This is a genomic window from Raoultibacter timonensis (genome assembly GCF_022845715.1).
Lineage (GTDB): Bacteria > Actinomycetota > Coriobacteriia > Coriobacteriales > Eggerthellaceae > Raoultibacter > Raoultibacter timonensis.
This window is the reverse complement of sequence record NZ_AP025564.1, coordinates 1,405,047-1,424,743: the sequence shown is the minus strand read 5'-3', so window position 1 is coordinate 1,424,743 and position 19,697 is coordinate 1,405,047. Positions and strand designations below refer to the sequence as shown.

At 61.0% G+C, this 19,697-nt stretch carries 19 protein-coding genes; 4 read left to right on the top strand and 15 right to left on the bottom strand.

The genetic code is table 11. The features are described 5' to 3' along the window. Window positions 1–9: 9 nt before the first annotated feature. Window positions 10–687 (bottom strand): orotate phosphoribosyltransferase, encoded by a 678-nt coding sequence (pyrE, locus tag MWL89_RS05640; RefSeq protein WP_102378616.1) that lies wholly within the window; start codon window positions 685–687, stop codon window positions 10–12. Window positions 688–800: 113 nt separating this feature from the next. Beyond that, on the bottom strand, window positions 801–2,324 hold the full coding sequence (gene rsgA, locus MWL89_RS05635) for a ribosome small subunit-dependent GTPase A (RefSeq protein WP_219724286.1): 1,524 nt from the start codon (window positions 2,322–2,324) through the stop codon (window positions 801–803). Between the two features lie 540 nt (window positions 2,325–2,864). On the opposite strand from rsgA, the gene MWL89_RS05630 reads away from it, so the two are divergent. Together MWL89_RS05630 and MWL89_RS05625 are read left to right on the top strand one after the other, a co-directional pair. After that, window positions 2,865–3,653 (top strand): hypothetical protein, encoded by a 789-nt coding sequence (locus MWL89_RS05630; RefSeq protein WP_244412058.1) that lies wholly within the window; start codon window positions 2,865–2,867, stop codon window positions 3,651–3,653. A 206-nt stretch (window positions 3,654–3,859) separates the two neighbouring features. Then, the gene (locus MWL89_RS05625) at window positions 3,860–4,621 is read left to right on the top strand and encodes an SdpI family protein (protein ID WP_244412057.1); all 762 of its coding nucleotides are present in this window, start codon (window positions 3,860–3,862) and stop codon (window positions 4,619–4,621) included. 538 nt (window positions 4,622–5,159) lie between these two features. On the opposite strand, the gene MWL89_RS05620 is transcribed toward MWL89_RS05625, so the two are convergent. From MWL89_RS05620 to MWL89_RS05605, 4 genes are all read right to left on the bottom strand, one after another. After that, window positions 5,160–5,552 (bottom strand): hypothetical protein, encoded by a 393-nt coding sequence (locus MWL89_RS05620; RefSeq protein ID WP_244412056.1) that lies wholly within the window; start codon window positions 5,550–5,552, stop codon window positions 5,160–5,162. Continuing rightward, window positions 5,545–6,084 (bottom strand): hypothetical protein, encoded by a 540-nt coding sequence (locus MWL89_RS05615; RefSeq protein WP_102378620.1) that lies wholly within the window; start codon window positions 6,082–6,084, stop codon window positions 5,545–5,547. The genes MWL89_RS05620 and MWL89_RS05615 overlap by 8 nt, the downstream gene beginning before the upstream one ends. A 187-nt stretch (window positions 6,085–6,271) precedes the next feature. After that, entirely contained in the window at window positions 6,272–6,613 is a 342-nt protein-coding gene (locus MWL89_RS05610) for a 4Fe-4S dicluster domain-containing protein (RefSeq protein ID WP_102378621.1), read from the bottom strand. Window positions 6,614–6,615: 2 nt separating this feature from the next. Beyond that, the gene (locus MWL89_RS05605) at window positions 6,616–8,850 is read right to left on the bottom strand and encodes a molybdopterin-dependent oxidoreductase (protein WP_102378622.1); all 2,235 of its coding nucleotides are present in this window, start codon (window positions 8,848–8,850) and stop codon (window positions 6,616–6,618) included. A 218-nt stretch (window positions 8,851–9,068) separates the two neighbouring features. Between MWL89_RS05605 and MWL89_RS05600 the strand changes: the two genes are divergently transcribed. Beyond that, window positions 9,069–10,649 (top strand): helix-turn-helix transcriptional regulator, encoded by a 1,581-nt coding sequence (locus MWL89_RS05600; RefSeq protein WP_244412055.1) that lies wholly within the window; start codon window positions 9,069–9,071, stop codon window positions 10,647–10,649. A gap of 4 nt (window positions 10,650–10,653) precedes the next feature. Here the strand turns inward: MWL89_RS05600 and MWL89_RS05595 are convergent, their stop codons facing one another. After that, window positions 10,654–11,994: an MATE family efflux transporter gene (locus tag MWL89_RS05595; protein ID WP_244412054.1), complete on the bottom strand. Its 1,341-nt coding sequence runs from the start codon at window positions 11,992–11,994 to the stop codon at window positions 10,654–10,656. A 124-nt stretch (window positions 11,995–12,118) separates the two neighbouring features. On the opposite strand from MWL89_RS05595, the gene MWL89_RS05590 reads away from it, so the two are divergent. After that, on the top strand, window positions 12,119–12,889 hold the full coding sequence (locus MWL89_RS05590; protein ID WP_244412053.1) for a MerR family transcriptional regulator: 771 nt from the start codon (window positions 12,119–12,121) through the stop codon (window positions 12,887–12,889). Between the two features lie 96 nt (window positions 12,890–12,985). On the opposite strand, the gene atpC is transcribed toward MWL89_RS05590, so the two are convergent. The 8 genes from atpC to atpB all read right to left on the bottom strand — a co-directional run bounded on the left by atpC (window position 12,986) and on the right by atpB (window position 19,678). Next, complete coding sequence (gene atpC / locus MWL89_RS05585) at window positions 12,986–13,393, bottom strand: ATP synthase F1 subunit epsilon (RefSeq protein WP_102378626.1); 408 nt, start codon at window positions 13,391–13,393, stop codon at window positions 12,986–12,988. Further along, window positions 13,393–14,835: a F0F1 ATP synthase subunit beta gene (gene atpD / locus MWL89_RS05580; protein WP_102378627.1), complete on the bottom strand. Its 1,443-nt coding sequence runs from the start codon at window positions 14,833–14,835 to the stop codon at window positions 13,393–13,395. Before atpD ends, atpC begins: the two co-directional genes overlap by 1 nt. Beyond that, window positions 14,836–15,756 carry an ATP synthase F1 subunit gamma gene (atpG, locus tag MWL89_RS05575; protein ID WP_102378628.1) on the bottom strand — a complete coding sequence of 307 codons (921 nt, stop codon included), beginning with the start codon at window positions 15,754–15,756 and terminating at the stop codon, window positions 14,836–14,838. A 12-nt stretch (window positions 15,757–15,768) separates the two neighbouring features. Beyond that, on the bottom strand, window positions 15,769–17,346 hold the full coding sequence (gene atpA, locus MWL89_RS05570; RefSeq protein ID WP_180995074.1) for a F0F1 ATP synthase subunit alpha: 1,578 nt from the start codon (window positions 17,344–17,346) through the stop codon (window positions 15,769–15,771). Then, complete coding sequence (atpH, locus tag MWL89_RS05565) at window positions 17,340–17,918, bottom strand: ATP synthase F1 subunit delta (RefSeq protein WP_102378630.1); 579 nt, start codon at window positions 17,916–17,918, stop codon at window positions 17,340–17,342. The genes atpA and atpH overlap by 7 nt, the downstream gene beginning before the upstream one ends. Then, complete coding sequence (gene atpF / locus MWL89_RS05560; protein ID WP_102378631.1) at window positions 17,908–18,525, bottom strand: F0F1 ATP synthase subunit B; 618 nt, start codon at window positions 18,523–18,525, stop codon at window positions 17,908–17,910. The genes atpH and atpF overlap by 11 nt, the downstream gene beginning before the upstream one ends. A 56-nt stretch (window positions 18,526–18,581) precedes the next feature. Beyond that, a complete protein-coding gene (gene atpE, locus MWL89_RS05555; RefSeq protein WP_102375161.1) occupies window positions 18,582–18,800 on the bottom strand; it encodes an ATP synthase F0 subunit C in 219 nt (72 codons plus the stop codon). A 92-nt stretch (window positions 18,801–18,892) separates the two neighbouring features. Then, the gene (gene atpB / locus MWL89_RS05550; RefSeq protein WP_102378632.1) at window positions 18,893–19,678 is read right to left on the bottom strand and encodes a F0F1 ATP synthase subunit A; all 786 of its coding nucleotides are present in this window, start codon (window positions 19,676–19,678) and stop codon (window positions 18,893–18,895) included. Window positions 19,679–19,697 lie beyond the last annotated feature (19 nt).

Sequence of the window (19,697 nt, the reverse complement as noted above, 5' to 3'; positions counted from 1 at the left end):
ATCGCCTCCTTACCGAACTCCGTAGCGCTCGTAATAGGCATCGAGCGCCTCTTTCACCGTTTCGTCTATGACGACCTTGCCCTGGCATTCCCGATTGAACAGGTACTCGGTCACCTCGTCCATGGTGACGATGGCTGCGGTGGGAAACCCGTAGCGCTCGCGCACTTCGTCGAGCGCGCACACCTCGCCGCCCTTGCCGACCTCCATGCGGTTGAGCGACACCATGAGTCCCTTGATGTCGACATCGGCTTGCGATTTGAGGATGGGATAGGTCTCCTCGATCGACTTGCCCGAGGTGGTCACATCCTCAACCATGACGACGCGGTCGCCGTCCTTCAGGTTGCTCCCGAGCAAAATGCCCGTGTCCCCGTGATCCTTGACCTCTTTGCGGTTCGAGCAGTACCGTACCTCTGCGCCGTACAGCTCGTGTATGGCCATCGTGGTGATGACCGAAAGCGGAATGCCCTTGTACGCTGGACCGAACACCACGTCGAACTCGAGCCCGAACGCATCGTGGATGGCACGGGCGTAGCATCGGCCGAGACGATGGAGCTGCGAACCGGTCACGTAGGCTCCCGCGTTCATGAAGAACGGGGATTTCCTCCCGCTCTTCAACGTGAAGTCGCCGAACTTGAGCACTCCGCTTTCCACCATGAACTCGATGAACTCCTGCTTGTACTGCTCCATGCGACTCCGCCCTTCGTTTCCGTTCTTTTCCGATTTAGATACCGGCCGATCGTGGGATCGCGCCCAACGGCCACGATCCCATGATACAAGACCGGACGGCGCAACGCATCAGTTTATCCGCTCGCCGTCGCAGCGCCCATGTCCCACAGCGGAAACGGCGGATTGGCGAGCGGCTTGGTCGCGATCGACATCAGAAGTACGCTGTTATCGTCGGCGGCAATCCTGTTCGACACGATCTTGCCGCACGACGAGCAGCGGTGGATGAGGGCCCATTCCCCGTTCTTGCGCACCCAAACGCCGATGGGCTCCATGACGCCTTTGCACAGCGATGCCCGGTCTCCCGGCCGGTTGTCCACATGCAGGCTCGAGAGGCAATGCGGGCAGTGGTTGCGATGGTCGCTTCCTGCATGTTCCGGCACCACCACGCTTCCGCACACCGCGCAGGTGAAGCTCTCGGTGCAGGCCTGCGTACGGTAATCGGGCCGATCGCGGGATACGCGTTCGGCGTTCGGCGCGTTTCGGCTATCCGACATCCCGTGTTCGATCTGCGCTGGAGCACGGTCGATCCGTACCGGCGGGCGCCCGGTCTTGGGTGCCGTACGGTCGGCTTGCTTCATTTGGCGTACGAGCTTGGAGAGGTTCTTCTCCCACTGCCGTTTGTCTCGCAGAAAGCCCTCCTTGTCGTCGGCAAGGCGCGTTTCGATCTTGAGCTTCAAGTAGCTCTCCCAGCGCTCGGGCGCAAGGCTTCCATCGCGTATGGCCTCCGCTATCGCGCAGCCCGGCTCGCCGTCGTGGCGACAATCGCTGAACCGGCATTGGCCGAAGTAGCTCTCGACGTCGGCGAAGCCCTGGCTCAACCCCTCGTCGGCGTTCCACATGCCAAGCTCGCGCATACCGGGCGTGTCGATCAGCATGGCTCCGTTTTCCAGAAGCATCAACTGGCGATGCGAGGTCGTATGCCTTCCCCGTCCGTCGCTTTCGCGAATCTCGCCTGTGGCCATAAGCTCGTCTTCCGAAAGGGCGTTCGCCAAGCTCGACTTGCCGACGCCCGACGATCCGAGCAGCACGATCGTCTTCCCCGGTTCGAGGTAGCGGTCGAGCGCACCGAGACCCGAACCCGTCTTGACGCTGATGGCGCACACGTCGACGCCGAAAGCGATGCTCTCCGCAATCTGCACGTGCGTCGACGCGTCGCCGACGCAATCCGCCTTGGTGAGAACGACGACCGGCGCCGCACCCGATTGCCACGCAAGTGTCAGGTAGCGCTCGAGCCTGCGCTCGTTGAAATCGCGGTCGAGCGCCTGCATGATGAAAACGTAGTCGAAGTTCGCAGCGATAGCCTGTTCGCCGTGACCCGACGACGAGGGGTCGCGCCTCGCAAAGAACGTCGAGCGCGGCAGCGTTTCGCGTATCCTGCTTTCACCGTCGCCCGCCCAATCCACCATGACGAAATCGCCGACGGTGGGATAGTCGGCCTCGGATGTGCGGTATGAGCCCTGCTTGAGGTGCGCCAGGCCGCAACCCTTATCGCAGACGATTTCGAACAGCCCTCTGTGAACTGCGGTGATTCGTGCGGGTATTCCCTGTATGTTCTCGGGTCGGCAGCGTGGGTCGAACCCGTAATCCTGTATGTTCATTGGTTGGTGCTCCTAGATTCACTAGCATTGCGTTCAACGTCGTTCCTTTCGAATGCTGCTTTCCAGAGCCTCATACAAAACGATCCCGCAACCGCTGCCTTCGCAAGGGGTATGACGAGATCGTCGGTATACTCAGGGTGTCTTCGATGCATGCGCAGCGCCAGCGGGCGCCTGCGATGCGGGAAACGCGACAGGGATGCAAAAGGCGGTGGATGGGCGCGCCGAGCGTTCTCGGGCATACGCGGATCATCCTCGGTATGAGGTTTTAGAGGAAAGCGACCTTTATAACCGCCGACATCAAGCAATCCTTTTCTAGCGTTTACGCGTTCGTGAGTGAATCTTATGACCGCATATGGTAACAGGTTGCATGCTGAATGGCAAGGGCGACGCACGAGGAAACCGCAAAGTGCGGGCGAGTCTCCGCGCTTCGCGGGCGGCAAATCCCCGACCGCCCGCCTACCGGTAGGCACATCACCCCCGAAATGGTACTCTCATATATGAGGAAACGACGCGCAATTTGCCAGTAGGAACGAGGGCTTCGTGAAAGAAAAATCGAACGGGTCGAAGGCCGGCAAGCGACTCAGAATCGCCCTGCTCGTGCTCGGCGTTGCGATATTGGCCGCTTTCGCAACCCTCATCCCGACGCTCTCCCCCGAAACGCCCGGTATGAAATCGATAGGGGGCGCGTACGTAACCGTGTATTACGAGCGGGAGGAAGCGGCGGCACAGGATGTTTTCACCCTGATGAATGCCCAGAGCGAGCATATTGCAGAAATGCTCGGGTTCGATTCCCCGCAAGACATCAAGGTGTACGTATACGACGATCAGAGCACATTCCAAACCAAGAAGTACGGCCTGGTGGCATTGCTGCTGAACATGGATTGGTACATCGGGGACAATCGGGGAACGAACGTGCTGCTGACCTCCCCCGCAAACCCCGGCAGCGCGCACACCTACGACAGCGTGAAAAACTCGGGGCCGCATGAAATGGTGCATGCCTACAATTCGCTGCTGAACAAGAACATGTCGCTTTGGGTCAACGAGGGCCTCGCGCTCTACCTGGCGAACGGCGACCCCCGAGACGATCTCTACAGCACGAGTTACTTCGTTCCCAGCATCGAGCAAACGCATACGTTGAACCCCGTCGAGTTCAACGAGGTCGGCGGCTACGATTTCGCCTATACCTACATCGAATACTTGGACGAGACGTTCGGGTGGGAGCATGTCGTGTCGTTCGCCCGAACGAACGACTATCTCGATGCGTTCGGCGAAGACGAAGCCTCCCTCTATGACGGGTGGGTCGACTTCCTGAAAACGAACTACCGCTAGCACAGCCGTCCACGATGGGTAGGCGCACTCGGCCCGCGCTGACCCATCGTGCCTCGCCCCGGGACCGCAACGGCTTGTCGTGCCCCACTCCGTCTCGACAAGCCCCGCTGCGCAAGCCGAAACCCGCCGAAAAGGCAGTGGACACGCCCCCCCCCGGTATATAATCGAGCTGCAAGCAATCTTCCTCATCCTGAAAGGATACGCTCGTGCTCTTCGGTGCGCTCATCATCGACCCGCTCTTCATCGGCCTTGGCGCGCTCATGCGCTATACCGCCTTCGATCCGAACCCCGCCTTCGGCTACCGCACGACGCGCTCCATGCAGAGTCCCGAGGCGTGGGCGTACGCGAACCGGAAAGCCGGATCGCTCATGGCCATCGTCGGCCTTGTCGGCCTCGCGCTGTCGATCGCCACCGCCGTGATCGATGCCGCCACGCCGCTCACGACGACCGATGCGGGCTTCGCCGTAGCGTCGTTTCTGTACGTGGGGGTACCGCTCGTCGGCATCGTGGCCGTCATCCCCGTGGTAGAGCGGGATCTCAAAAAGCTGTTCCCCAGCGATGCCGCAGCGTCGACCTTTCCCGACGAAGCAACGCCGTCCGCATCCGCCGCCGCCCCCGTAAGCGTCGCAATCCCTATGAGCACCGCCCGGAAAGTCCTGTTCGGTGCTCTGTGCGTCCTGCCCCTCATCATCGCGGCCTGCGGTTTCGGCGCGTTGCCCGACACCGTCGCCGTCCACTTCGACGCAAGCGGACCCGATGGATGGGCGCCGAGAACCCAGGTGTTCCTCTTCGCCGCGATCATGGCGGCGAGCAACCTTGTACTCGCCTGCGCGTACCGCGTATTCTTGCGGCGGCAGACAAGTGCGCGAAGCCGCACTTCGGATGTGCTGGCCTTCGTCGCTTTCGCAGTCTGCATGCTCATCGCAAGCGCCGCTGTGCTCTACATCGTGCTGTTCAACATCGGGTAGGCGCGCCGACGTAGGGAAAACGTCAGGGCCCGTCGGAACGTCTCCGTCTTGCAAGATCTGGAACAGCACGGTTTTCTCGGCTGCGCGTCCGTCCTCGCGAGGCAAGCGCGAGCTGGCGCATGCCGACATCGGTTCGGCGGCGGACGGGGCTGTTTCTACGGGTTTTTGCCGATTGTGTTGCGTCCGGAGCCCGCTTGCAAGCCGGCCGGCTTCTTGCCAGCAGCATATTGCCTGGTCGCAGGGTTGTTCCGATTCGACCTCTTTCAAGGCTCGCCTTCAAGGGCGCCGAAAGCCGCCCCAAAGGGTCTTTAAACGCAACATAATCGGCAAAAACCCGTAGACGAGGGCGATTCCGCCGTTGAACCAGGATCGACGCGCCCTCGCGGAGCGCCCGACAGCGGGCCGGCGCTCCAAAGCCCCGGGCGGGCGCATGCCGACATCGGTTCGGCGGCGAATTTACGCATATGCCGTAAAACGAGCCCGATACGCCAAGCTCAGCACGCCGAAGTCGGTTTCGGGCGGCATCACGCCGCCCGAACTACGCGCTTCCCAACGAGCTTCCCGGCGGTTTGAAGGCCGGAACCCTCGATTCTCCCTTGTCGAGTGCTGCGAGAAAGCGCTCTTCCATAATGCGGTTGCGCGTGTTCCACGTCGCACCCGCTACGGCGTCGATCAGGTCCTGCACCTCGTCCTCCGAAGCGTTCGACCCGTTGACGAGGCTCTCTTTCGACCGCTCTAGCCCCATCTCGGCATCGGCCTCATTGCCCCGCGGCCCGAGCGCGCCCTGCGGCCCCCGCTCGAAAGAGGGAGCCGCAGGGGCTTCGACAGCCGCGGAACCTGCAGAACCTGCGGAAGCCGCACCACGCGCGGGATTCCTGGAATCCGCGGGGGTTGCACCCGAAGCCGTATCGGTATGCAGCCGATCAGGCATGGACGGCCTCGTCGGTTACTGCATCGGGCGTCTTGGCAAAGCGGTCGGCCGGTTTCACGCAGAGCTTGGCCAAGCCGCCTGCCGCAGGATCGGAAAGAAACGCCACGATCACGATGGTCGGCCAGAACTGGATGCAGAGCGCTGCGAACCGGTCGAACAGGTTCACCGGATCGACAAGCCCCGTCATCGGGTTCACAGCCTCGGTAATGCCCACGCCCGTCATGAACGCCGTCATGACGATGCCGAGCACGAACATGATGAGCGTGCTGAAGAAGATGTTCTGGACGATGCGGAAGCCGAGTGTGCCGGGTTTCGCATCGTAGTACTCGGCCGCGGCACCCGCGATGCGGGCGAGCGGGATGACCGCCGTCACCACGAACGAGGTGACGAATGCAATCGCAAAGCTCATGAGGAAGAACATGGGATCGATGTGGGCGATTCCCTGCGCAAAGGTGAGCGCAAGGCAGAGTATCGCCGCAACGATCAGGGAGAAGAACAGACCGTAGAAAATATAGTACTTCTTGCTGTACATCGCCGATCTCCTTGTCCTCGGATGCGGTCGTTTCCGCATCCGAAATCCGTTGACGGGATGCGCCGCGCCCGAACCGAACGGCCTGGACGCATCGCATCCGACCCCCGGGCTCGGCGGGCACGCCGCGCCCGGGGCATTCGTGCGGGCACCGAACCGAAGTCCGGCACCCGATCGCGCGCATTCGAGCCTATGCGACCACGAAGAGCGTCTTCTGCTTCGCATCAAGTTGCTGGTTCAGCTCGTCGAGCGGGCCGAACTCGATGCACTTCGACTGGCAGTGCTGCACGCAGGTGGGCACCTTACCCAGCCCCCGGCGCGCGGCGCACGTGTCGCACTGCTTGGTCGGGATGGGCAGATACGAGAACTGCCAGTTGTTGTCGGCTTCGTCTCCGATGGGCCACGGGCCGATCTTCACGACCTGGATACCGGTCTGGCCGACGGGCAATCCATGCTCCATCTGGCAGGCGATCTCGCAGGAGTGGCAGCCCGAGCACCACTGGGCGTCCACGAGGATTCCGAATTTAGCCATGATTACTCACCGTCCTGTACTTTGTAGATCTTGCAGATCGAGCTCTTGTAATTGGATCCGAATCCGCTCTTGCCGGGGATCCAGGGCAGCGTGTTGTTGATGTTGAGGTCGAACACGTCGTAGAACTTCTCGGGATCTCCCTCGGGGAACCACCAACCGTGGTCGCACGACACGATGCGACGATCCATGATGGGGGTGAGCTTCGCCTTGCGCTTGGCACGTCCCATCGGGCCCTCCATCCACACCCAGTCGCCGTCTTTAATGCCGTACTTCTCGGCGGTCTCAGGATGGATCTCCATGAGCGGCCAGGGGCGGTAGTGGCGCATACGCTCGATCTGACGATGCTCGGAGTGGAACATGCCCCAGAAGCGCGCGCCGCTCGTCATGACCAAGGGGAACTCGTCCATGAGCTCGGGAGTCGACGTCGGTCCGGGCTCGGGTTCCTCGAAGTACGGAAGCGGATCGAGGCCGGCCTGGTTGTAGAAGTTGCTCCACAGCTCGATGCGGCCGGTCGGCGTGTTGAAGCCGGGCTTGCCGTCGGCGCGAAGCTTGCCGGTCTTGTAGCGGTAGTACTCGATGGGCTGGTAGGCCGGAGCCACTTCCTGCAGCTCTTCGAACGTCATGTCGGTAGGCTTGAGCATGTCGGTGTACATCTCGTCGACGTTGTCCCACGGCCAAGCCTCGGGGTTCCACATCTTGCCAAGCTCGAGGTTGATCTGCATGTCGGATTTGCACTCGCCCACATCGGTCACCTTGTTGATGGTGCTTCCGCGTTGCGCGCCCGATACGAACGCGATGCCGTTCCTTTCGGGGAACGTCTGGGCAGGCAGGACCACATCGGCCAATGCGGCGATCGTCGGGGTCTTGAACAGGTCGACGACCACGATGAAGTCGAGCTTGTTGAGCGCGTGGTACAGACGCTGCGGATCGGCGCCCATGCAGGCGATGGGATTCGTGGTCTGAAGCCAGGCGCCGTGGATCTCGTAGGGAACGCCGGTCTCGATGGTCTTCACCGTCTCGTCGGGCTGCGATACCGCGAAGCCGAAGTTGTAGAGCGGGTAATCCTGGATGCCGATGCGCTTGGCCTCCTGCTCGGGTCCCAGCACCTCGCGGCCCCAGCCGCCGGCAACCGAGAGGATCTCGGGAGCCACGATCATGCCGCCCGGGCGCTCCATGTTGCCCGTGATCTCCCAGAGGGCGAGGATTGCCTGGCCGGCGGGCATGGCCTCGCGGGTCATGTCGACGGCGACGCCCCATTGCAGCGTCGAGTTCTTCGCATTGCCGAGCATGCGGGCCGCCTTGATGATGAGATCTTCGGGCACCCAGGTGATCTCGGAAACGCGCTTCACGTCGAACTCGGCGGCGCGCTCTTTGAGCTCCTCGAAGCCGTAGCACCATTCGTCGACGAACTCGTGGTCGTAGAGGTCCTCGTCGATGATGACCTTCATCATGCCGAGGGCGAGTGCAGCGTCGGTACCGGGGCGCACGCGCAGGTGCAGCTCGGATTTCGAAGCGAGCCACGTGACTTTCGGATCGACCGTCACGAGCTTCATGCCGCGCTTCATAAGGTCGATGACCCAGTGGCCGTAAAAGCCTTCGATGTTGGACTTGAGCGGATAGTTACCCCAGATGAACATGACCTCGGGCACCTCGTAATCGGGATGATCGTAGCGCTCGGGGAACTGCTGAGCGGCATCCGGAATCCACGGATGGCCCGTCGTGGCAGCCATGCCGGCGATGCGCGGCAGATAGCATGCCTGGCCCGAAAGCAAACCCGTGTAGTTGGGCGATCCGAACGACCAGCACAGACGCGTGATGTAGGCGGCGATGTCGCGGCCGGTTCCCTGCGCGAAGATGACGGATTCGGCGCCGTACTTCTCTTTCATGTCCATGAACTTCTCGGTGATGAGCTCATAGGCCTCATCCCACGTGATGCGCTCCCAGATATCTTTGCCGCGGTCCTTGGGGTCGCGCTTCATAGGATACTGCAAGCGCTCTTTGTGGTTGGTCACCTCGGGCACGTCGAGGCAGCGCATGCACAGACGTCCGTCGGTCCACGGATCCTCGGGATCGCCCTCGCATTTGACGAGCTTGCCATCCGCATCGGTGTACATGATGACGCCGCAGCCTAAATGGCAACCCGGGCCCGTCCATGCGCATCCGCGTGTGACGTCGTAATCCCCCTCGCGATAGCGGAACGGCTTTTCATGGTCTACCAGTCTGTAATCGGTTTCCATTCCTACCTCCTCAAGCTTCCTTCTTCGTCTTGCACGATTTTCGAGGTCCCCGCAGGCGCGGATCGCCTCGAATCCGAAGGCCCAAGCGGCCGATCGTCAGATCCGCCGCTGCGCACCCTCAACTTGTCATTACTCTAGAGACCGTCTATCATGAATGCCATCGACCGATCGAATGGTTTTAACGGGGGAACATGCAAGACGAGCCTATGGAAAAAAGCATGAGTGAAAACGTTTCCCCACGTCAATCGGCATCATCTGCATTCCTGCTCGTCGCTGTCGGGGGCTTTTCCCTCTTTTGGGCAGTCTTTCTTTCCATGCTGATGCGCAACTCATTTCTCGATGTGGACATCGAGAACCTCTGGTATCACCTCGTGTTGAGAATCGCCTTCTTCATCGGATTCGGAGCCTGCAGCTTCGGGCTGTCCCGAACACCCGAAGGAGCCATCGGAACCGGGCAGCGTCGTATCATGACGGTGTTCGCCATCCTGTTCTCGGTCATCGCGGCGGGCTCGTCGGCATCGTACTTCGTCACGCAGACGGCCCATCCGCTTGCATTCGATTTCATCGTGTGGGGCCTGTCGGGAGCGGGGCTCTGCTGCCTGTTCTTCCTCTGGATAGAAACGGTGACCGCCGTCTCGCAATCGTCGATCGTGAAATGCCTCGCGCTCTCCGTCGTATGCGGCTGCGGCTTCTATCTCGTGATCACCATGCTCCCCTCGCCCTTCAACATCGCCATGCTGGCGATCTGCCCGCTCATCAGCCTCGGCATCCTCAAAACCCTTCCGAGGGAGCCGGAAGACCCGCCCGCCGCAGACAGCGCGCCTGCAAGGCCTGCGCTTTCAGCGGATCAAACCGTCGAAAGCGCAACGAACCTCGAGGCGATCCCGCTCACCGAGTCGAAGAAGAACGCGCGTCTGTCGTGGGCGTTCGGGGCGATCTACGTGGTCTACGGCATCGTTTTCGGCCTTGGATCGGGCTCGGTCACCCAGATAGCGGGCGATGCGACCCTGTTCGTCGGCATCGCGGCGCTCGCGGCTCTCGGCGCGCTCGCCGCTTTCGCCTTCATGAGGCGCTTTTCGGGCCGTATCGAACAGAGCAACATGCTTCGGATGGTGTTTCCCTTCCTCGTGATCGCACTCGTGCCCATGTCGTTCATGTCCGACGTCGTCTACACGCTGTGCAATCTGCTGCTTTTGGGCGCCTACGTGTTCGTGCTCCTCACGAGCATCGCATTCGAATTTCAGACGGCCCGCAACCGCAAGGCGTCGTATCTGTTCTTCATCGGAACCAGCCAGACGGCGCTGTCGGGCGGCCTCGTCATCGGATACGGACTCGGGTTCGCCGCTTCGGCCACCGGCGCGATCAACCTCTCGATGCTCTCGGGAATCGCCCTCGGTCTCGTGGTCCTGCTCGCTGCCTTCGTTACGTTCGCGCCGATAGAGCCTTTGATACACGATCCGGCGCCCGTCGAACCCGCCCCGGCGAACGGCGCTTCCGCGGCGAAAACCGGGGAGAGTGCCGCGGAAGCCGCCGAGCGGCAGGCCGAACACGAGAAGGGGCATTGGAGGGCATGCTGTGCGGCTCTCGCCGAGCGCTACGCGCTCTCCCCGCGTGAAACCGAGGTGTTCTACTACCTTGCGAAAGGCCGCGGCATCGAGCACATCCAAAACAAGCTCTACATCTCGAGCCACACGGTCAAAACGCACACGTACAACATCTACCGTAAAATGAACGTCGGATCGCGCGAGGAGCTGCTCGACATCATCGAAGAGGAGAAGCGCGCCCAGAGGGGCGAATAAGCCCCTACGGCCGATCGAGCGCGGGCTCCATCTTCGCCCGGGAAGCACGGCTGCGATGGCGCCTTCTCAAGAGCGCCCCCGCCACGCAGGCGAGCACCATCTGCACGATGGTGACCGACACCCAGATGCCGTCGAGGCCGGCGATGCGGGCCATGCCGAACACGACGAGCACAACGAGCACCGCCTCCCCGTACACGATGATGCTGGAGGCCCGCGCATCGTCGACCGCATAGAAATACGAGGTCGACGCATGGGTGAACCCGTAGAAGACGTACGCCACCGAGAAGATGGGCAGCGCCCATGCGATGAGCGATGCGGCTTCCCCCGAAGCGCCGAACAAATGCGGAATCTGTTCGCGGAAGACGAACATGGCCGCAAGCCCGAGAATGCCGATGCTGACGGCGATGAGGTAGTTCGTATTGCGGAACCGTCTCACCCCGTCGACATCCCCCTGCCCGTAGTGCTTGCTGATAAGCGGCTGGCTGCCGTCGCCGATGCCTTGGATGAGCATCTGGATCACGCAGGCGGTATACGAGATGACCGCATATGCCGCTACCGCCGTCTCGCCGCCGTAGGCGACCGCGTTCACGTTGATGGCCACCACGGTCGCTTCGGGCAGAAGCGTCAGCCCGAACGGCGCCATACCGAGCTTGAGCACGTGGGCGGCTATCGCTTTGTCGATTCGCAGGTCGGCCATCGCGATGCGGTTGCGCTTCAGGAGGAAGAACGCCGCCACGAGCACGAAGGCGGCGATCTGCGAGGCGACCGTCGCCGCCGCGGCACCGGCGGTCCCCCATCCCATCAGGATGACGAACACGAAGTCGAGCGCCACGTTCATGAGGCCGGCAAACACCTGGACGGCCATAGCATAGGCAACCTTACCCTGGTTGCGGATGAGCGGCGTGCAACCGGTCACGAATATCTGGAACGGCACGCCCCACGCGATGACCGAAATGTAGGAGACGGCCTGATCGAGCGTCTCTCCCCTGCCGCCGAGCGCCGTGAGAATCGGTTCGGCTAACACGATGAGCGCCGCCATGATGGGCACGGCGGCGATGATCAGCATGAGAAACGTCGTCCCGACCGCACGCCGCGATTTCGCATCGTCGCCCGCACCCCGTGCAATCGACGAGATGACGCCGCCGCCCATGCCGATGCCGGTACCCACCGCCATGACGAGCGCAACGAGCGGAAACGCCACGTTGATGCCGGCAAGGCCGGCATCCCCGACCGCATGTCCCACGAAAACGCCGTCGACGATGCTGTACACGCTCGCAAGCGTGAACGTGAGCATCGTCGGCACGATGTACTTCAAATACTCCCTGACCATGGATTTCGTTATCATGATGCGCTCCGTTTAATCCTTTGCCTTGCCGTTTGCCAGATGATACTCTAAACCTTTAAGTTGCTTGAAGGTAAAGGGAGAACCTGCCGGGGTTCTCGAAATCTCCAAATCGAAGGAGGATGCCATGGAGCCCGCAAAGCGCTACGATATAGGGGATGCCGCCCGCTACCTCGACGTTGCGCCCTCGACGCTGCGCTACTGGGAAAGCGAGGGGCTCGTGCGGACAGAGCGCAATCCCGAAAACGACTACCGCCAGTACTCCCTGCACAGCCTTATCGACGCAAGCGAGATAGCCTTCTACCGCAAGCTCGGCGTTTCCGTAAAAGAGCTCAAAGGGTACCACGATCTCACCATCGAAGCGCTCGACGATACGCTCGAGCGCACGGCAACCGACCTTGCGCGACGCATCGCCGAACTCGATTCCATGAAGCTCCAACTCGAAAAGCAGCAGGAGCTCAATGCGATCGCCAAGGATCTTGCGGAGCACGGTGCGAGATTCAGCGCCCCTGCCGTAACGCAGCTGCGCGCTCTCGACTATCGGATGCCCGAGATCTGGCAGCTCCTCGTCAGCGAGCCGTGGCGCTACGGCATCCTCATCGAAGCGGCGCACCCGGAAACCATAGTCGAAGCCCTTGCGGATACCGACCTTCCCGACGCCTCCCCCCTCTGGAAGAAAACGCCCGACGCTGCGCACCGTCCGTGCCTCGAATGCCTGCTGCGCGTATCGCTCGACGCGAGCGAGAGCACCGCGTCATCGCTGTTCGAAGAGGCGCGTAGGCAGGGCATTCGGCCTTCTCGCCTTGTCGGCAGCTATCTTCTGAGCGCAACCGAGCCGTCCGGCGGCCAGCGCTACGACTACTACCGAGCCTGGATCATCGGCGAATCGCGCACCTGAGCGACGCATCGTCCGTATCCTGCACGTAAAAAGGCCCTGGGACGATCCCAGGGCCTTCAACCGATGTAATGCTAGCGGATCGCGCCGTTGGGGCCCTTACGCCTCGACGGCCGCAATCTGCACCTTGCACCATGCAATGTCCGAGCTGATCGGAGTTCTTCTGGCTTCCTCTTCGGAGAGCGCCGCAAGCTGGGCTTCAAGCTCGCTCAGCTTCGCGCGGGCGGCAGCCGCGTCGATATCAGACACCGGTAGCGCACGGTCGGCAAGGATGATGACCTTGTCGCCGGTCACCTCGACGTAACCGCCTTGCAGCGCAAAGCGCTGCTTGTCGGCTTCCCTGTCGCTCTGGATGCGAACAACGCCATCCGCGAGCGCCGAAACCAGCGGCACGTGGCCGTGCAGAAAACCCATTTCGCCTTCGACGCCGGGTACGACCACCATATATGCTTCGTCGGAGTAAAGCTTAGCCGCAGGAGTCACGATGTCGCATATCAACTTCGCCATTAGTCTTCCTTCGTCATCTTATCGTAGGCAGCGTACACGTCCTCGATGGCGCCTTTGTACACGAAGCACTGCTCGGGGATATGGTCGCACTTGCCGTCGAGGATCTCGGCGAACGAGCGGATCGTATCTTCCATCTTGACGTAGATGCCCGGGTTGCCCGTGAACACTTCGGCCACATGGAACGGCTGGCCCAGGTACTTCTGAATCTTACGGGCGCGGTTCACGACGAGCTTCTGCTCCTCGGAAAGCTCGTCCATACCGAGGATCGCGATGATGTCCTGAAGGTCCTTGTAGTTCTGCAGGATCTCCTGAACGCCGACGGCCACACGGTAGTGCTCTTCGCCGACGACCTCCGGATCGAGCGCGCGGGAGGTGGACTCCAGCGGATCGACGGCCGGGTAGATGCCGAGCTCGGCGATGGCACGGGAAAGAACCGTTTTCGCGTCGAGGTGGGCGAAGGTCGTTGCCGGAGCGGGGTCGGTCAAGTCGTCAGCAGGTACGTACACTGCCTGCACCGACGTGATCGAACCGGTCTCGGTCGAGGTAATGCGCTCCTGCAGGTCGCCCATCTCGGTAGCGAGTGTGGGCTGATAGCCAACAGCGGAGGGCATACGGCCGAGAAGGGCCGATACCTCGGAACCCGCCTGGGTGAAGCGGAAGATGTTGTCGATGAACAACAGCACGTCCTGGCCCTGATCGCGGAAATACTCCGCTTCGGTGAGGCCGGCGAGGCCCACGCGAAGACGGGCTCCCGGAGGCTCGTTCATCTGACCGTACACGAGGCAGGTCTTGTCGATAACACCCGACTCGCTCATCTCGAGGTACAGGTCGGTACCCTCGCGGGTACGCTCGCCTACGCCGGTGAACACCGAAGTGCCGCCGTGTTCTTGGGCGAGGTTGTTGATGAGTTCCTGGATGATAACGGTCTTGCCGACGCCTGCGCCGCCGAAGAGGCCGGTCTTGCCGCCCTTGACGAACGGCTCGATGAGGTCGATGACCTTGATGCCGGTCTCGAAGATCTCAGTGGTGGTCGTCAGCGTATCGTAATCGGGAGCCGGATGGTGGATCGGCATCCACTCGGCGATTTCGGGCATGGGCTTGCCGTCAACGGGTTGGCCGATGACGTTCCAGATACGACCCAGGGTGTTGGGGCCGACCGGCATCATGATCGGACTGCCGGTGTCGACAGCCTCGACACCGCGGATCAAACCGTCGGTCGACGACATGGCGACCGCGCGAACGAGGTCGCCGGGAAGGTGCGTCTGCACCTCGAGTACAGTGTCCACTTCCCCGATGGGGGTCTGTGCATGCACGGTCAGGGCGTTGTAGATCGCCGGCATCGCATCCGGCGGAAACTCAACGTCAACGACAGGGCCGACGATGCGGACGATGCGCCCCACCGCTCCCTGTTTGGCCGATGCATTATTCATTGTTTCAGCCATTTAATCCTCCAATGCCGCGGCGCCGCCAACGATCTCCGAGATTTCGGTGGTGATGGCGCCCTGGCGAACACGGTTGTACAATCTGGTCAGCGAATCGACCATTTCGTTAGCATTATCGGTTGCCGACTTCATGGCCGTACGGCGGGCACCCTGCTCGCCGGCAGCCGAATCGATCAGCGCGTGGTACAGCGTCGTGCGCACGTAAGCAGGAAGCAGCTTATCGAGCACAGCGGCCGCATCGGGTTCGAACACGACGTCGCCCGATAGCGCGGGCTCGTCCTTCGAACTGGTCGCCGCAGGCTCAGCTGCGGCATCCGCCATCTCTTCGATCAGAGACGCGGTGTCGACCGGCAACACCAGCTCCTCGCGGAGCGTTTGTTCGGCCGCATTCTTCGCATGGTTATAAACGACGACAACCTCATCGAGGCTTCCCTCTTTATACCCTGCGATGGCGTAGGTCGCCAATGCAGTGGCCTCTTCGACCGTCGGGTCGGCAGAAAGGTCCTTGAACTCCAGCACCGGCTTGATCTTGCGGTAGCTGAAATAACCGATGGCCTTCTTACCGCAGGCGGCAATGTGAACCTGCGCGCCTGCGGCTGTTTTTTCCTTCATGAGGCGCTCGACGTGGCGCAGCACGTTGCTGTTGAACCCGCCTGCAAGACCTCGGTCCGACACGACAACCACAACAAGCACGTTCTTTACTTCGTCATGCTTTTGCAGCAGTGCGTTTTCAGAGCCGCCTACACGCTCGGCGACGTTCGCGAGAATCTCGACCATGGACGTGGAGTACGGCGTAGCCGCTTCGACGCGCTCGGTGGCACGGCGAATCTTGGCAGCCGCAACCATTTCCATGGTGCGCGTGATCTGCTTCGTCGAAGAGACGGATTTGATTCGTCTTTCTATGTCGTGAAGGTTGGGCATAATCTACCTGCCTTACGCCGAAGCAGAGGGCGAGAACTGGTTCTTGAACGCCTCGATGGCACCGTTCAAGTCAGACTCGATCGCATCGGTGAACTTCTTCTCCTTCACGATGTTCGCAAAGATCTCAGCATGCGAAGCGCGCAGGTACTCGAGGAGTTCGCCGCGGAAGCGGACCACGTCCTCGACCGGGATATCGTCCAAGAAGCCGTGGCTGCCTGCGTAGATCGACACAGCCTGCTCCTCGACCGGCATCGGGTTGTATCGACCCTGCTTCAACAGCTCGGTCATGCGGGCGCCGCGGTTCAGCTGATCCTGCGTAGCCTTGTCGAGATCGCTGCCGAACTGGGTGAACGCCTGGAGTTCGCGATAGGACGCGAGGTCGAGACGCAGCGATCCGGCAACCTGCTTCATGGCCTTGATCTGCGCGGAGCCGCCAACGCGGGATACCGAGATGCCGACGTCGACTGCCGGGCGCTGACCCTGGTAGAACAGGTCGGTCACGAGGAAGATCTGGCCGTCGGTGATCGAGATCACGTTGGTGGGAATGTACGCCGAAACGTCGCCCGCCTGGGTTTCGATGATCGGCAGAGCCGTCATCGAGCCGGAGCCGTTCTCCTCGGACATCTTGACCGCACGCTCGAGCAAGCGCGAATGCAGGTAGAAGATGTCGCCCGGATAAGCCTCGCGTCCCGGAGGACGGCGCAGGGTCAGCGACATCTGACGGTAGGCCACAGCCTGCTTCGACAGGTCGTCGTAGATCACGAGCACGTGACGACCGGGATTCTCGGCGGTCGCGGGCTTGCCGTCATCGCCGTTGTACATGAAGTACTCGCCCATCGCAGCACCGGCCATAGGCGCGATGTACTGCAGCGGAGCGGAATCGGACGCCGAGGCGCTCACGATGATCGTGTTGTCCATGGCACCGTAGCGCTCAAGGGTCTCGACGATGCCCGCAACGGTGGACGCCTTCTGACCGATGGCGACGTAAATGCAGATCATGTCGTTGCCCTTTTGGTTGATGATCGCATCAACCGCAATGGCGGTCTTACCGGTCTGACGGTCGCCGATGATGAGCTCGCGCTGTCCGCGGCCGATCGGAATCATCGAGTCGATAGCGAGGATACCGGTCTGCATGGGCTCATGCACGGGCTGACGCGAAATAACGCCGGGGGCCTTGAACTCGACCGGGCGCATGCCGTCGGCCTTGATCGGTCCCTTGCCGTCGATGGGCATACCGAGCGGGTTCACGACACGGCCGAGCATGGCCTTGCCGGAGGGTACTTCCACGATACGACCGGTCGTCTTGACCTGATCGTTTTCCTTGATTGCGGTGACGTCACCGAGGAGCACGGCGCCGACTTCGTCCTCTTCGAGGTTCTGAGCCAAGCCGTAGACGACCTGGCCGCTTTGGCCCACGAACTCGAGGAGCTCGCCTGCCATAGCGTCCTTCAACCCGTCGACACGTGCGATACCGTCGCCCACTTGGATGACGGTTCCGACCTCGCGCGATTCGACACTGGTATTGAGGGCATCGAGTTGCTTGCGCAGTGCCTCGTCAATAGACTTTGCGGTGATTTCAGTCACTAGCATTCACCTCCATCTGTTGATAGTTTTAGCACGCTGCGAGCGCTTTCGAGCTGCGACAGGACGCTTGCGTCGATTCGCTTGCCGTTTGCACTCATGATAATGCCGCCCAAAATGGACTTGTCGATATGCTCGCGCAACACGACCTCGCTGCCCAGATCGGCTTCGGCTTTTTTCTTTATGACCTCGCGCAAGCTGTCGTCGAGGGGCACCACGGTCGTGACGTCCACTACAGCGATGTTCAGCTTGCCTTCGATCTGCTCCTCGTAGCTCCGAAGAACCCGAGAGAACAACGCGATATCCCCGCGCTCCGCCATAACGGCCAGTACGTCGACCAGCACCGGATCGTAAGGGGCAAACACGCCCCGTGCGATACGTTCACGCTGCTCGGCCGTATAGCTCGTATCTTCCAGAGCGTTGGAAAGATCCATGTTCGAACGCATAAAGCCGACGATCTGTTCAGCCTGGTCGCGCACCTCGAGCACGGCGTCCTGTCCACCGGCCTCCGCCGCGGCGTCGAGAAGGACGCTCGCGTAGGTGGCTACTTCTTCCTTGATGACAAGACGATTAGTTGGCATTGAAACTACCTGCCTCGTTCACATAGCGCTCGACGATCGCACGATGCTCGTCGTCGTTGAGATCGTTTCCGATCAAACGCGACGCGACGGCGATCGAAGTGTCGGCGACCGAGCCCTGAAGCTCTGCGATGGCGGCTTTCTTCTCCGCCTCGATGGCGGCCTTCGCCTTCGCGATCATGTCGCCCGCCTCTTCTTGCGCCTTGACCGTGATGTCGGCTTTCACCGATTCACCGGTCTTCTTGGCGTCGGCAACAATCTGGGCTGCCTGCGTTTTCGCCTCGGCGAGCTGCTGCTTGTACTCTTCGAGCACGCGCTCGCTCTCGATGCGAGCGGCTTCGGACTTCTCAAGAGAATCCTTGATGGTCTTCTCACGCTTATCGAGCATTGCGGCGAAAGCCGGCCAGCCGAGCTTACCCAGCACTACGCACAGGATGATGAAGCAGACGAGCATGGGGACGAACTCTGCCATATTGGGCAGAATCGCCGAAATGCCGCCGGACTCTTCCTCAGCCGCGAACGCGAGTGCGGGAAAAGCAACAGACATGCCGCTGACAGCGAGTGTTGCCACACCCGTGCGAGCTATTGCTTTTTTCGCTCCTGCTTTCACTTGCTTTCCTCCTTAAAGCCTTTTGTACGGCTAGATTTCCGAATAAAGGCCAGAAGTTAGACGATGAACGCGAGAACGAAGCCGATCAGGCCGAGGGCCTCAGCGAGGGCTGCGCCGATGATGAAGTTCGTGAACAGACGTCCCTGCAGTTCGGGCTGGCGCGCGGTAGCCATGCAGCAACCATAGCAGGCAATGCCGATGCCCAGGCCGGGGCCGAACGTTGCGAGGCCGTAGCCCACGAGTTTCAAGGCCGCAAGTCCAAGTGTAATTTCCACAATTTCCTCCTTTAACCGTTTTTGAGTCTGCTCTCAAAAACACTTAGCAACATATCTTCGACCGGCAGTGGAAGCGCCGGCGAAACCCAATTTTAGTGGTCCGACGTAGCCAGACCGATGTACACGGCGCTCAAGATGGTGAACACGTATGCCTGCAAGAAGGCAACGAGCACCTCGAGGGCGTACATGCACAGCAAAAACGCGATCCAGCCGATAGCCGGAAGCGCCATGACGAAATCGGCGTTCTGGATAGCCGCCGTGATGAAAACGCTCGTAGCAAGTCCGAAGATGCCGAGAACCATGTGGCCGGCGAACATGTTGCCGTAAAGTCGAACGGCGAGCGTGAGTGCGCGCAGGATCGTCGAGAAGAGCTCGAGGAACCATACGACCGGCACCATGACCACGGGCAAGCCCGAAGGGGCGAACGACTTGAGGTAGCCCAAGCCACCCTTGGTCTTGATGCCCCAATAGTTAAAGTACACGAACGAGATGATGGCGAGCGCCCACGTGACGCTGATCGAACCGGTCGGCGTCTTGCAGCCGGGGATAAGACCGACGAAGTTGCTGATGAGAATGAAGAAGAACAGCGTCGCCAGAAACGGGATGTGCTTCTTGTAGCCATGCCCGATCGGGTCTTCGCCCATATCCTTGCGCACGAACTGATAGCCGTACTCGACCATGTTGACGAACTTGTTGTTGGGGACGAGCGTGAGCCGCTTCGAGGCCACCAAAACCACGACAACCGTGAGAATGAGACAGATGATCATCCAAAAGGTGTACTGAGTAAGTCCGAATGCACCCGATCCGACGATGTACGCCGAATCGAACGAATGCACGAGGTGATCGGCCCCTTTTGAGAGTTCTGCAAGAGCGTCCACGTATCAACCCTTTCCTTGT

Excerpts from the sequence above, each read along its gene's own strand:
- MWL89_RS05610 (WP_102378621.1), bottom strand. The coding sequence starts at position 6,613 with ATGGCTAAATTCGGAATCCTCGTGGACGCCCAGTGGTGCTCGGGCTGC.
- rsgA (WP_219724286.1), bottom strand. The coding sequence starts at position 2,324 with ATGAACATACAGGATTACGGGTTCGACCCACGCTGCCGACCCGAGAAC.
- MWL89_RS05620 (WP_244412056.1), bottom strand. The coding sequence starts at position 5,552 with ATGCCTGATCGGCTGCATACCGATACGGCTTCGGGTGCAACCCCCGCG.
- MWL89_RS05590 (WP_244412053.1), top strand. The coding sequence starts at position 12,119 with ATGGAGCCCGCAAAGCGCTACGATATAGGGGATGCCGCCCGCTACCTC.
- atpD (WP_102378627.1), bottom strand. The coding sequence starts at position 14,835 with ATGGCTGAAACAATGAATAATGCATCGGCCAAACAGGGAGCGGTGGGG.
- atpG (WP_102378628.1), bottom strand. The coding sequence starts at position 15,756 with ATGCCCAACCTTCACGACATAGAAAGACGAATCAAATCCGTCTCTTCG.
- MWL89_RS05605 (WP_102378622.1), bottom strand. The coding sequence starts at position 8,850 with ATGGAAACCGATTACAGACTGGTAGACCATGAAAAGCCGTTCCGCTAT.
- atpA (WP_180995074.1), bottom strand. The coding sequence starts at position 17,346 with ATGCTAGTGACTGAAATCACCGCAAAGTCTATTGACGAGGCACTGCGC.
- pyrE (WP_102378616.1), bottom strand. The coding sequence starts at position 687 with ATGGAGCAGTACAAGCAGGAGTTCATCGAGTTCATGGTGGAAAGCGGA.
- atpC (WP_102378626.1), bottom strand. The coding sequence starts at position 13,393 with ATGGCGAAGTTGATATGCGACATCGTGACTCCTGCGGCTAAGCTTTAC.
- atpH (WP_102378630.1), bottom strand. The coding sequence starts at position 17,918 with ATGCCAACTAATCGTCTTGTCATCAAGGAAGAAGTAGCCACCTACGCG.
- MWL89_RS05615 (WP_102378620.1), bottom strand. The coding sequence starts at position 6,084 with ATGTACAGCAAGAAGTACTATATTTTCTACGGTCTGTTCTTCTCCCTG.
- MWL89_RS05600 (WP_244412055.1), top strand. The coding sequence starts at position 9,069 with ATGAGTGAAAACGTTTCCCCACGTCAATCGGCATCATCTGCATTCCTG.
- MWL89_RS05595 (WP_244412054.1), bottom strand. The coding sequence starts at position 11,994 with ATGATAACGAAATCCATGGTCAGGGAGTATTTGAAGTACATCGTGCCG.